Genomic DNA, 14,773 nt, shown 5'->3' on the forward strand with positions numbered 1-14,773 from the left:
CGCCGGGCTGTCGATCAAGTTCAGCAACATCCAGGCGGTCGAGGTGGACGGCCTGGAGGGTGACGACACCTTCTACGTGCTGTCGACCGCGGCCGATGTCGTCACCACCCTGATCGGCGGCCTGGGCAGCGACACCTTCGTGGTGGCGGGCGACGTCTCGGGCGAGGTCGTCTCGCGCGACGCCAAGGGCAACTCGGCGGTGATCAACCACACCACGTCCAGCGCCGACAAGCGCTACGACGGCGTGTTCGCCGCCGGCATCAACGCCACGGTGGGGACCGACCAGAGCCAGGCGATCGGCGATGGCGGCGGCCTGACGGTGCGCGAGGACAGCGCCGTGACCGCCGCGAACGCGGCGGGCAGCCGCGTCGCCACCTACACGGTGGCGCCGCCGCCGCCGGCCACCACGGCGCTCACCGCGACGGACGTCGCCGTGATCACGGTCTCGGCGGCGCAATCCTCGGCGCAGATGCGGGCGCTGGCGGGCCAGGCCGGCACGGTCGAGGTCTCGCTCGACGGGATCACCTATGCCGACAGCCTGACGCTGAGCTTCACGACCGTCGCGGACGGACGCGGCGGCTACGTCTGGGCGCCGGCCCGGACGGTCTATGTCCGCGCCAAGTCGGACACCGCCGCCGAGGGCGACCAGAGGATCGCGGTCGGTCATTCGGTGATCAGCTCGAATGCCGAGGTCGATGGCGCGGCCCTGCGCACCGTCATCGTCACGGTGATCGACGACGACAAGCCCGGCCTGATCATCACCCAGACCGACGGCGAGACCACGGTCCTCGAAGGCACCAAGCCGCAGCAGAAGGACAGCTACACGGTCGTCCTCAACAATCAGCCGCGGCCGGGCGAGACCGTCACCGTCGCCCTGTCGACGACGAGCGGCCGGATTCATCTGACCCGGGCCGACGGCAGCGCGCTTCCCGTCGATGCGGACGGCAACGCCGTCCTGACCTTCACGGCGGCCGACTGGAACGTCGCCCAGACCGTGCTCGTCTCGGCGCCGCCGGACGCCCAGGTCCAGAACCGGGAAACCGTCCAGATCACCCACCGGGTGACGAGTTCGCTCGGTGCCGGCGGCTTCTTCGGCAGCATGGCCGACGCGCCCGTGGTGAACGTCACGGTGGTGGACGGGAACTCCGCCGGCGTGCTGGTGCGTCCGGCCCCGGGCGGGGTCACCGTCACCGACACGCAGACCTCCTACTACGACCTGGTGCTGACGGCGCCGCCGACCGCGCCCGTGACGGTGACGCTGGCGGGCGACGGCCAGACGATCCTGTCGAGCAGCGATCCGCGCTTCACCGCGGCGGCGGCCGGACGGCCCGCCACCGTGACCTTCGGGCCGGCCGATTACGACGTGCCGATCCGCATCACCATCGCCCGCGATCCCCAGGGGGCGAAGACCCAGAACGACCTCAAGACCTTCTCGCGCCAGCCGCACGACGTCAGCGGCATCCAGGGTCCGCTGGTGCTCCAGGGCGGAACCGGTCCGCAGAACCGCGGGCTCCAGCAGGCGGTGGCCCTGCCGGGCGAGGCGAACGCCCCGATCGCGCGGGCCATCGCGTCGAACGGCCAGCCCGATCTCGACCGGCTCACCGTCTACAACGACTCGACGAGCGTGGGCGTCAGCGGCGTGCTCGAGGCCGACCATATCGGCGGCCTCGGGATGTCCGCGGCGAGCATCGTCACCGGCAGCGGGACCTATCGCGGCGGCGTCACCTATGCCGGGTTCGGCGTGGTCCAGGTGCTGCTCGGCCAGGGTGACGACACCTTCACGGTGGCGAGCACCGCGACCGCCACGCTCACCGAGATCCATGGCGGCGGTGGCGCCGACACGCTCACGGTGACCGGGTCCACCGGTCCGCTCGCCCTGTTCGGCGACACCACGGCCGACGGCAGCCGCTACGATTCCACGCCCGAGAACCCGACCGGTCGCGCCTACGCCTTCCGGCGCGAGGGCATGGTCGGCGGCGACGGCCGGCCCGTCAGCCTCGCCGACCGGATCGACGCCTCGGGCGCCACGGGCATCGTGATGATCGATGGCGGCGCCGGCGACGACGTGCTGATCGGCGGCCAGGGCCGCAACGTCATCGCGGGCGGCTCCGGCAACGACACCATCACCGGCGGTCCGGCCGCCGACATCATCCTGGGCGATTCCGCCTTCAACCTCGCGGCCGCGACCCGGATCCTGACCATCGACGACACCGGTGCGGCCGGCGCCGACACGATCGACGCCAAGGCCGGTGCCAACGTGGTGATCGGCGACCACGGCCAGCTCTACCAGGACGGGCTGACGACGCCGCAGGTGTTCCTCGAGGGCACGCACGTCCTCAGCCGTGCCGTCTCGACCAACACCGCCGCGGGGGCGGGCGACACCGTCACCACCACGGCCGGCGACAGCGTCATCATCGGCGGTGCCGGTGCCGACGTGATCACCGCCGGTGCGGGCAACCACGTCATCTTCGGCGACAACGGCGACGCCGTCTTCACGGGCGGCGTCCTGACGGCGATCACGAGCCTGTCGGGCACGATCGGCGGCGACGACACGATCACCGCGCAGGATGGCGACTCGGTCATCGTCGGCGGGGCCGGCGCCGACGGGATCCGCGTCGGCAAGGGCACGCAGGTCATCCTCGGCGATACCGGCGAGGCCACCTTCACGCCGGTCAACGGCGCTCGGGCCCTGGCGTCGATCACGACCCGGGACGGCGAGGCGGCGATCGGCGGCGACGACGTCATCGAGGCCAGCGAGGGCGGCACCACCATCATCGGCGGCGCCGGCGCGGACCGGATCACGGTCGGCAAGGGCCGCCAGGTGGTGCTGGGCGACAGCGGCCGCGCGACCTTCTCGGGCGGCCTGATCACCGGCATCACCTCGGTCGCGACCGGCATCGGCGGCGACGACGCGATCACGGCCGACGACGGCGACGCCACCATCATCGGTGGCTTCGGCGCCGATGCGATCACGGTCGGCCAGGGCAACCACGTCATCCTGGGCGACAACGGCACGGCCGCCTTCGCGGCCGGCGTGCTGACCCGCATCGAGTCGATCGATCCTGAGATCGGCGGCGCCGACACGATCGCGGCACACGACGGCAATTCGACCATCATCGGCGGCGCGGATGCGGACCGGATCACGGTCGGCTCTGGCACGCAGGTGGTGCTGGGCGACAGCGGCCGCGCGACCTTCTCGGGCGGCCTGATCACCGGCATCACCTCGGTCGCGACCGGTATCGGCGGCGACGACGCGATCACGGCCGACGACGGCGACGCCACCATCATCGGCGGCTTCGGCGCCGATGCGATCACGGTCGGCCAGGGCAACCACGTCATCCTGGGCGACAACGGCACGGCCGCCTTCGCGGCCGGCGTGCTGACCCGCATCGAGTCGATCGATCCTGAGATCGGCGGCGCCGACACGATCGCGGCCCACGACGGCAATTCGACCATCATCGGCGGCGCGGATGCGGACCGGATCACGGTCGGCAAGGGCCGCCAGGTGGTGCTGGGCGACAGCGGCAGCGCGACCTTCTCGGGCGGCCTGATCGCCGGCATCACCTCGGTCGCGACCGGCATCGGCGGCGACGACGCGATCACGGCCGACGACGGCGACGCCACCATCATCGGCGGCTTCGGCGCCGATGCGATCACGGTCGGCCAGGGCAACCACGTCATCCTGGGCGACAACGGCACGGCCGTCTTCGCGGCCGGCGTGCTGACCCGCATCGAATCGATCGATCCTGAGATCGGCGGCGCCGACACGATCGCGGCTCGCGACGGCAATTCGACCATCATCGGCGGCGCGGATGCGGACCGGATCACGGTCGGCTCTGGCACGCAGGTGGTGCTGGGCGACAGCGGCCGCGCCACGTTCTCGGGCGGCCTGATCGCCACCGTGACCGCGATCGCCACCGATATCGGCGGCGGCGACACGATCCAGGCCGATGACGGCGACGTGACCATCATCGGCGGCTTCGGCGCCGATGCGATCACGGTCGGCCGCGGCAACCACGTCATCCTGGGCGACAGCGGCAAGGCCAGCTTCACTGCCGGCCTGGCGGATCACGTCGAATCGATCGATTTCGAGATCGGCGGGGACGACACGGTCACGGCGTCGGACGGCAACGACGTCGTCATCGGCGGCGCGGGAAGCGACCTGGTCACGGCGGGAGCCGGCGATCACGTGATCCTGGGCGATAGCGGCCGGGCCGATTTCGTGGTTCGCCTCGCGAGCGGCGTCGCCACCGCCACCCGCACGCGGGTCGAGACCCTGGCGGCCGATATCGGCGGCGGCGACCGGATCAGCTTCGGCTCCGGGCGCAACGTCGTGCTCGGCGGCGCGGGCGGCGACGCCATCGAGGGCCAGGACCGCGGCGCGGTGATCCTGGGCGACAACGGCACCGTCACCTTCGACGCGGCCGGCACCATCCTGCGCGCGATCACGGCCTCGCCCGACATCGGCGGCGACGACGTCATCACCGCGGGGGCCGGCGACAACGTCGTGATCGGCGGCGTCGGGCGCGACCGCATCTCGCTCGGCGACGGCGCCAACGTCGTCCTGGGCGATGGCGGGCAGGCCGATTTCGAGAACGGTCAGGTGGTGGCGATCGCCAGCGTCGCCCCGACCATCGGTGACGTCGACACCATCGCGCTCGGCAAGGGCCGCAACGTGGTGATCGCGGGCGCGGGCGCCGACGTGATCACGGCCGGGGACGGGCAGAACGTCATCCTGGGCGACAACGGTCGCGCCACGCTCACGGCGACGGGCCTGCCGGTGCAGGCCGAGACCAGCGACGAGGCAGTGGGTGGCGCGGACCGGATCACGGTCGGCGATGGCGGCAGCGTCATCCTCGGCGGCTCCGGTGCCGACACGATCCGCGGCGGCAACGGCCGGGCCGTGGTGCTCGGCGACAACGGCCAGGTGGCCTTCGACGCCCTCGGCCGGCCGGCGACGGTCGTGTCGTCCGCCCCGATGGCGGGCGGGGCCGACACCATCACCCTCGGCGATGGCGGCAGCACCGTCATCGGCGGCGTCGGCGCCGACCGGATCGTCACCGGCAACGGCAGCGACGTCGTCATCGGTGACGACGGTAGCCTCACCTTCGCGGACGGCGTGCTCGTCCTGGCCCGGAGCCTCGAGTCCATGCTCGGCGGCGGCGACGTCGTCGAGGCGGGCGACGGCGACAACGTCGTGATCGGAGGCACTGGCGACGACACCCTCACCACCGGTGCCGGTTCGGACACGGTCCTGGGCGACGATGGCCGGGTGACGTTCCGTTCCGGCATCCTGGTGCGCGCCGAGACCGAGGACGCCAGCGTCTCGGGCAACGACGCAATCGTGGCCGGCGACGGGCGCAACGTGGTCTTCGGCGGTTCCGGCTCCGACTCCATCACGACCGGGGCCGGCGACGACGTGGTGTTCGGCGACAACGGTGCGATGGACTACGCCCTCGGCCTGCGCGCCGAGGTGATCAGCGACCGCACCGGCGGTGCATCCGACCGGATCATCACCGGCGCGGGGGCCGATATCGTGGTGGGCGGGCTTGGCGGCGACGTGATCGACGCGGGCAAGGACGACACCGATGCCGACGTGGTGCTGGGCGACGACGCTCACCTGACCTTCGACGGGCAGGGCCGTCTGGTGCGGGCCGAGAGCCTGGACCCGACACTGGGCGGCGACGACCAGATCGAGGTGGGCTCCGGCGACAACGTGGTGATCGGCGGCGTGGGGGCCGACGCGATCACGGCGGGGTCGGGGGCCGACGTGGTGATCGGCGACAACGGCTACGCGGTGTTCGCAGCCGGGGTGCGCCGCCAGGTCGGCAGCACCGATCCGAACGCGGGCGGGGACGACCGCATCGCGGCGGGCGATGGCGACAACATCGTCATCGGCGGCGTGGGCGCGGACACGATCACGGTCGGGACCGGCGGCGATCTCGTGCTGGGCGACGACGGTCAGGTGACCTTCTCGGGCGGCGTGCGGGCGGTGATGGCGAGCCTCGACCCGCTGTTTGGCGGGGACGACCGCATCAGCGGCCGGGACGGCGACAAGGTGGTGATCGGCGGGGCCGGCAACGACGCCGTCACCCTGGGCCGGGGCGACAGCGTGGTGCTGGGCGACAACGGCGTGGCGCGCTTTGCGGCCGGGATCCGGGCGGAGGTGAGCAGCACCGATCCGGACTCGGGCGGTCGCGACACGATCGTGATCGGCGGCGGCAACGCGGTGGTGCTGGGCGGCATCGATCGGGACGCGGTGACGACCGGGTCGGGGGCCGACATCATCCTGGGCGACGACGGGATCGTGCATTTCGATGCCGCCGGCGTGATCACCGACTTCGCGACGCTCGATCCGCGCAACGGCGGCGACGACGTGATCGCGGCTGGCGAGGGCGACAACATCGTGGTGGGCGGCGTCGGGCGCGACGCGGTGACGACGGGCGCGGGCTCGGACGTGATCCTGGGCGATGGGGGCGAGGCGCGCTTCGCGGGCGGCCGCCTGGTGCGGATCGCCACGAGCGACCCGAGCTTGGGCGACGACGACCGCATCGATGCGGGCGCGGGCGACAACGTGGTGCTGGGCGGCGCGGGCGCCGACCGGATCGCCGCGGGCGCGGGCCGGGACGTGCTCCTGGGCGACCTGGGCGAGGTCGCCTACGACGCCGACGGGCTGCTGCAACTGGTGCTCTCCACCGATACCGGCCTCGGCGGCGACGACGTGATCGCGGCGGGCGAGGGCGACAACCTCGTCGTCGGCGGCTTCGGGGCGGACACGGTCACGGCGGGCGGCGGGACCGACCTGGTCCTGGGCGACAGCGGGCGCGTCGAGCTCGCGGCCGGCCTCCTCACCCTGGCCGTGAGCCTCGACCCGGCGATCGGCGCGGCCGATGCCGTCACCCTCGGCGACGGGGCCAAGGTGGTGATCGGCGGCGCCGGGGCGGACGTGATCGCGGCCGGCACCGGCACCGGCCTGGTGATCGGCGATGCGGGTCTGGTGCGCTTCGCGGCGGGCCTGGCGGCGCATGCCGAGACCGGCGACGTCACGGTGGCGGGCGACGACGCGATCACCCTCGGCCGCGGCAACGCGGTGGTGCTGGGTGGCTCGGGTGCGGACACGATCGTGGTCGGCGACGGCCGCTCGGCGGTGCTGGGCGACAACGGCACGGTCGACTTCGACGGCCAGGGGCGGGCGGGCGTAATCACGGCGACGAGCCCGGAGGTGGGCGCGCGCGACCTGATCACGCTGGGCGACGGCGGCAGCGTGGCGCTCGGCGGGGCGGGCGGCGACCGGATCGAGGCGGGATCGGGCGCGAACGTGCTCCTGGGCGATGCCGGCACGGTGACGCTGAGCGCCTCTGTACCGGTCTCGGTGCGCACGCTGAGCCCGTCGGTGGGCGGGGCGGACGAGATCCGGGCGGGGACCGGGGCCAACGTGGTGCTGGGCGGCGCGGATGCGGACGCGATCACCACCGGGGCGGGGGGTGACGTGATCCTGGGCGATGCGGGCGAGGTGACGTTCGACGCGTCCGGGCTTCCGGTTCTGGTCCGGGCGACCGATACCGGGGTCGGCGGCGACGACGTGATCGCGGCGGGCGAGGGCGACAACCTCGTCATCGGCGGCTTCGGGGCCGACACGATCACGGCGGGCGCAGGCCGGGACGTGGCGCTGGGCGACAGCGGCCAGGTCAGCCTGACGGCAGGCGTGCTGGTGCGGGTCGAGAGCCTGGACCCGCAGACCGGGGGCGACGACCTGATCACGCTGGGCGAGGGCGACAACCTCGCGCTCGGCGGGGCGGGCAGCGACACGATCACGGCGGGCGCAGGCCGGGACGTGGTGCTGGGCGACAACGGCAGCGTCGCCTACCTCGCCGGCGTGATCGCCGAGGTGACGAGCGACCGCACCGGCGGTGCATCCGACCGGATCATCACCGGCGCGGGGGCCGATATCGTGGTGGGCGGGCTTGGCGGCGACGTGATCGACGCGGGCAAGGACGACACCGATGCCGACGTGGTGCTGGGCGACGACGCTCACCTGACCTTCGACGGGCAGGGCCGTCTGGTGCGGGCCGAGAGCCTGGACCCGACGCTGGGCGGCGACGACCAGATCGAGGCGGGCTCCGGCGACAACGTGGTGATCGGCGGCGTGGGGTCGGACGCGATCACGGCGGGGTCGAGGGCCGACGTGGTGATCGGCGACAACGGCTACGCGGTGTTTGCCGACGGGATCCGTCGCGAGGCGGCGAGCAGCGACCCGTCCGCGGGCGGGTCGGACACGATCCTGGGCGGCGCGGGCGACAACATCGTCATCGGCGGCGTGGGCGCGGATACGGTCACGGTGGGAGCCGGGCGCGACATCGTGCTGGGCGACGACGGGATCGTGCATTTCGATGCCGCCGGCGTGATCACCGACTTCGCGACGCTCGATCCGCGCAACGGCGGCGACGACGTGATCGCGGCCGGCGAGGGCGACAACATCGTGGTGGGCGGCGTCGGGCGCGACGCGGTGACGACGGGCGCGGGCTCGGACGTGATCCTGGGCGATGGGGGCGAGGCGCGCTTCGCGGGCGGCCGCCTGGTTCGGATCGCCACGAGCGACCCGAGCTTGGGCGACGACGACCGCATCGATGCGGGCGCGGGCGACAACGTGGTGCTGGGCGGCGCGGGTGCCGACCGGATCGCCGCGGGCGCGGGCCGGGACGTGCTCCTGGGCGACCTGGGCGAGGTCGCCTACGACGCCGACGGGCTGCTGCAGCGGGTGCTCTCCACCGATACCGGCCTCGGCGGCGACGACGTGATCGCGGCGGGCGAGGGCGACAACCTCGTCGTCGGCGGCTTCGGGGCGGACACGGTCACGGCGGGCGGCGGGACCGACCTGGTCCTGGGCGACAACGGCAGCGTCGCCTACCTCGCCGGCGTGATCGCCGAGGTGACGAGCGACCGCATCGGCGGTGCATCCGACCGGATCATCACCGGCGCGGGCGCCGACATCGTGGTGGGCGGGCTTGGCGGCGACGTGATCGACGCGGGCAAGGCCGACACCGATGCCGACGTGGTGCTGGGCGACGACGCTCACCTGACCTTCGACGGGCAGGGCCGTCTGGTGCGGGCCGAGAGCCTGGACCCGACGCTGGGCGGCGACGACCAGATCGAGGTCGGCTCCGGCGACAACGTGGTGATCGGCGGCGTGGGGGCCGACGCGATCACGGCGGGGTCGGGGGCCGACGTGGTGATCGGCGACAACGGCTACGCGGTGTTCGCAGCCGGGGTGCGCCGCCAGGTCGGCAGCACCGATCCGAACGCGGGCGGGGACGACCGCATCGCGGCGGGCGATGGCGACAACATCGTCATCGGCGGCGTGGGCGCGGACACGATCACGGTCGGGACCGGCGGCGATCTCGTGCTGGGCGACGACGGTCAGGTGACCTTCTCGGGCGGCGTGCGGGCGGTGATGGCGAGCCTCGACCCGCTGTTTGGCGGGGACGACCGCATCAGCGGCCGGGACGGCGACAAGGTGGTGATCGGCGGGGCCGGCAACGACGCCGTCACCCTGGGCCGGGGCGACAGCGTGGTGCTGGGCGACAACGGCGTGGCGCGCTTTGCGGCCGGGATCCGGGCGGAGGTGAGCAGCACCGACCCGGACTCGGGCGGTCGCGACACGATCGTGATCGGCGGCGGCAACGCGGTGGTGCTGGGCGGCATCGATCGGGACGCGGTGACGACCGGGTCGGGGGCCGACATCATCCTGGGCGACGACGGGATCGTGCATTTCGATGCCGCCGGCGTGATCACCGACTTCGCGACGCTCGATCCGCGCAACGGCGGCGACGACGTGATCGCGGCCGGCGAGGGCGACAACATCGTGGTGGGCGGCGTCGGGCGCGACGCGGTGACGACGGGCGCGGGCTCGGACGTGATCCTGGGCGATGGGGGCGAGGCGCGCTTCGCGGGCGGCCGCCTGGTGCGGATCGCCACGAGCGACCCGAGCTTGGGCGACGACGACCGCATCGATGCGGGCGCGGGCGACAACGTGGTGCTGGGCGGCGCGGGTGCCGACCGGATCGCCGCGGGCGCGGGCCGGGACGTGCTCCTGGGCGACCTGGGCGAGGTCGCCTACGACGCCGACGGGCTGCTGCAACTGGTGCTCTCCACCGATACCGGCCTCGGCGGCGACGACGTGATCGCGGCGGGCGAGGGCGACAACCTCGTCGTCGGCGGCTTCGGGGCGGACACGGTCACGGCGGGCGGCGGGACCGACCTGGTCCTGGGCGACAGCGGGCGCGTCGAGCTCGCGGCCGGCCTCCTCACCCTGGCCGTGAGCCTCGACCCGGCGATCGGCGCGGCCGATGCCGTCACCCTCGGCGACGGGGCCAAGGTGGTGATCGGCGGCGCCGGGGCGGACGTGATCGCGGCCGGCACCGGCACCGGCCTGGTGATCGGCGATGCGGGTCTGGTGCGCTTCGCGGCGGGCCTGGCGGCGCATGCCGAGACCGGCGACGTCACGGTGGCGGGCGACGACGCGATCACCCTCGGCCGCGGCAACGCGGTGGTGCTGGGTGGCTCGGGTGCGGACACGATCGTGGTCGGCGACGGCCGCTCGGCGGTGCTGGGCGACAACGGCACGGTCGACTTCGACGGCCAGGGGCGGGCGGGCGTAATCACGGCGACGAGCCCGGAGGTGGGCGCGCGCGACCTGATCACGCTGGGCGACGGCGGCAGCGTGGCGCTCGGCGGGGCGGGCGGCGACCGGATCGAGGCGGGATCGGGCGCGAACGTGCTCCTGGGCGATGCCGGCACGGTGACGCTGAGCGCCTCTGTACCGGTCTCGGTGCGCACGCTGAGCCCGTCGGTGGGCGGGGCGGACGAGATCCGGGCGGGGACCGGGGCCAACGTGGTGCTGGGCGGCGCGGATGCGGACGCGATCACCACCGGGGCGGGCAGCGACGTGATCCTGGGCGATGCGGGCGAGGTGACGTTCGACGCGTCCGGGCTTCCGGTTCTGGTCCGGGCGACCGATACCGGGGTCGGCGGCGACGACGTGATCGCGGCAGGCGACGGCGACAACGTGGTGCTGGGCGGCGCGGGCGCCGACCGGATCACCACCGGCGCGGGCGGCGACGTGGTGCTGGGCGATGCCGGCTCGGTGAGCTTCGTCGCCGGAATGGTCGGCCAGCTCGCCACCACCGACGCCACGGTCGGCGGCGACGACACGATCACGGCGGGCGACGGGGACAACGTCGTGCTCGGCGGCTTCGGGTCCGACACGATCGCCACCGGGGCCGGAGCCGACTTCATCCTCGGCGACAACGGCACGGCCAGCGTCATGGTCGTCGCCGGCCAGCGCACCCTGATCCGCCTTCAGGCCACCGACCCGCTCGCGGGCGGAGCGGACCGGATCGACGCCGGAGCGGGCAACGACTTCGTGGCTGGCGGCACGGGAGACGATACCATCGCGGGCGGCGACGGCCACGACCGGCTGTTCGGCGACCACGCGCTCTACGACACGGCGCTGCCGGTGAACCAGCGCGGCGTCGCGATCTTCACGGGGATCGATGACGGCGGTGGCAACGACGAGATCCACGGTGGTGACGGCGACGACGCCATCGTGGGCGAGCAGGGCAACGACCGCTTGTTCGGCGACACGGGCGACGACGACATCGTCGGCGGATCGAACGTGGCCGGCGCCGCCGACGGGGCCGACACGATCTCCGGCGGAGCCGGTGCGGACGTGATCCTCGGCGATAACGGGGTCGTCACCCGCCACGTTCTCGTGGACGACGTGAAGGCGGTGGCGTGGCTGCGCGATCCGGCTCCGTTCGGCGGAGTGCGGCGCGAGGTGATGCCGTTCGATCTCGTCGACGGGGTCGGCGGGAACGACGTGATCACCGGCGACGACGGCGACGACCGGCTCTTCGGCCAGCGCGGCGACGACCGGATCGAAGGCGGCCTCGGCGACGACGAGATCGTCGGCGGGCTGGGCGCCGATTCCCTGAGCGGCGATGCCGGCCGGGACGTCGTCCTGGGCGATGTCGGCCGCATCGTCCGGGCCTACCGGGCGGACGGCTCGGCCCTGCTCAACAGCGACGGAAGCTGGCACCGCGACGTCGTGCTGGAGGAGGTCGGCACCGTCACGGCGGTGATGCGCACCGACAGCCGCGACGGCGTCGATCTCACCCTGCAGATCGAGGCGCTGGCCAAGTCGGACCTGCTCCTCGCGACGGGAGCGCGGGACGCGGCCGGGGCGGCGCTCCGCCTTGCGGGCGGCAACCCGGACACCTCGGTGCTCGCGGTGTCGCTGGCACCCGCCGCCAACGACGTCATCGACGGCGGCGATGGCGACGACGCGCTGTTCGGCCAGCGCGGCGACGATACGATCCGCGGCGGGACCGGCGACGACCTGATCTTCGGCGACCGTGTCTCGAACGTCGCCGAGACGGTGTCGGATGTCCCGACCATCGTGAACGCGGTCCGCCTGATCGGTGCACCGGATTCGGCCGGGCTCGACCTGCCACTCGGCGGCGCGGTGGTGGTGCCGGCGGCCAACCTCATGCCCGAGGTGCTCAATGCGAGCGCCCCGCGCGTCACCGCCTACCCGAACCTCGCGGGCGCGCTCGGCGACATCGCCGGGGCCGGTCCGATCCGGCGCGGGGACGGGGCGGCGCTCACCGTCTACGCCGCGGTGGTGCCGAACCTCGTCGACACCCACGGCGTCCTGCCGGGGAACGACCTTCTCGAGGGCGGCGCGGGCGACGACACGGTCTACGGCGACGACGTCCAGATCTTCGCCCTCGACGTGACGCGCTACGCCGCGCTCAACGGCCGGATCGACGCCGTGACGCTCGCCATGCAGCAGTTGCTCGACACGCTCGACAGCTTCACCTCCGGCGTCGACATGACCGACCACGCCAAGGGCATCCGCTCGCCGGAGGAACTGCGGTTCGGGAACGACTCGATCGCGGGCGGCGACGGCAGCGACACCATCGTCGGCGACCAGGCCCGGATCGTGGTGCGCGGCCGCGGCCCGCTCGACGACCTGTCCATGGCCTCGGCCACCGCCCTCGCCGATTTCCTCGGCGACATGCGCTGGGCGGTCTCCGACCTCACCGCGACGGTGGGCCGGGCCCGCGAGTTCGTCGCCGCTTCGATGGCGACGATCTCCGGCTCGCTGGCGGATTTCCGGGCGCCGCACCACCTGGTGCTCGGGAACGACGTGATCGATGCCGGCGACGGCGACGATCTCGTGACCGGCGACAACCTGATCATGGTGCAGGCGGGTGTCGCCCGCACCAATGCCGAGTTCGATCCCGATGCCTGGGACCTCGCCAGGGCGGTGAACGGGGTCCTCGTCGCCAAGGTGGCGGAGCAGGATGCCGCGCTGAACGCCCATCTCGCCAAGGACCATCCGGCCGACCTGGCCGCCAAGGCCACGGTCGAGATCGTGTTCGGCAACGGGCAGGGCTACGCGCTCGACATCGGCAATGATCGCATCGCGGGCGGTGCCGGGACCGACGTTCTGGTCGGCGACACCGCCTTCATCCAGCTGCCGGTCGCGGGCACCAGCGAGGGCGGCCAGACCTCGCGCGACTCCCTCGCGGCGGACCGGATCCAGGTCCTCGCCCGGCTGTTCGCGGGCACCACCAGCCCGTTCTCCTGGAACGGCGAGGTCCGCGGCACCGGCGTCCTGCTCAGCGTGGCGACGGACGGCTGGGGACCGGACGGGCGCCACTTCTCCCGGGATCCGGGTGCGGTGCTGATCAACCGCGACGTGATCGACGGCGGCAACGAGGCCAACCGCATCTTCGGCGAGACCGTGATGCTGGTCCCGGCCCTCGACGCGGCCGGCGGCCTCGTCGGGCCGGACGCCCTCTATGCCATCGCCCCCGGCCCGGTCGGCCTGGCGCAAGGCGCGGTGACGCTCGGCATGGGCGGCGCCACCCGCGGGTTCATCACCGCGGCAGGCTCGCCCAGCTACGCGCTGAGCTACACGAACGGCGTCCCGGTGCCAGGCCGGTCGACCGGCGAGGCGCTCGCGGCCTACAACAGCACCTACTGGGGCATTCCCGCGACTGGGGGCGCCTACGGCCTCTACCCCTATGCGAGCTTCTCCTTCGGCTCGCCGCCCGGGGCGGCCGGCCTGTTCCCCTGGGGCTACCAGTATCCGTTCGCCAATACCCCGCATCCCGGGAAGAAGGCCATGATGGCCTGGTACAACTCCATGACGGCGACCGGGAACCTCGGTGCGGCGAGCTGGGGCGGCACCATCAGCTATCCGTTCCTGAACAACCCGCATCCGGGGAAGAAGGCGATGCTGGCGTGGTACCGGCAGGTGCAGGCCGTGGCGCCGTGGCTGACCACCGACCAGATCGGGGCGATCATGAGCGGCACCGCCCCGTCCTACCGGTCGGGGAACGACGTGATCACCGGCGGCACCGGCTACACCTTCCTCGGCATCTACAAGAAGGTGCCCTACTGGAGCTTCGATGCCGGCGTCACCCGTCCGGGCATGGGCCGGGCGGCCGCCGGCCTGCTCGCCGCCCAGGTCGCGGCCGACACGCCGATCCGGGGCCTCGCGCACAAGCCCCTGATGCCCGCCGACGTGATCCGGGCCATCCGGGACACGACGATCGTCGTGCGGGTCGACCCGACCGATCCCGAGGTGCTGAAGGGCCGCTACACGACCTACGTCCTCGACGAGGACAGCGGGGCTCTGGAGCGGAAGGCGGAGGCGGACGAGATCCGGTTCTACTGAGCGAATAGCGGAGAGCCGCCCGCG

At 73.1% G+C, this 14,773-nt stretch carries 1 protein-coding gene (running past one end of the window); it reads left to right on the top strand.

All coding sequences use genetic code 11. From position 1 onward, the window contains the following. Window positions 1–14,749, top strand: partial view of an LEPR-XLL domain-containing protein gene (locus tag DA075_RS36570; RefSeq protein ID WP_099953619.1) — the 3' portion only. It extends 30,749 nt beyond the left edge of the window; the window shows 14,749 of its 45,498 coding nt (coding positions 30,750–45,498); its start codon lies beyond the left edge, outside the window; its stop codon occupies window positions 14,747–14,749. Window positions 14,750–14,773 lie beyond the last annotated feature (24 nt).

The sequence above is a fragment of the Methylobacterium currus genome, assembly GCF_003058325.1.
Taxonomy (GTDB): domain Bacteria; phylum Pseudomonadota; class Alphaproteobacteria; order Rhizobiales; family Beijerinckiaceae; genus Methylobacterium; species Methylobacterium currus.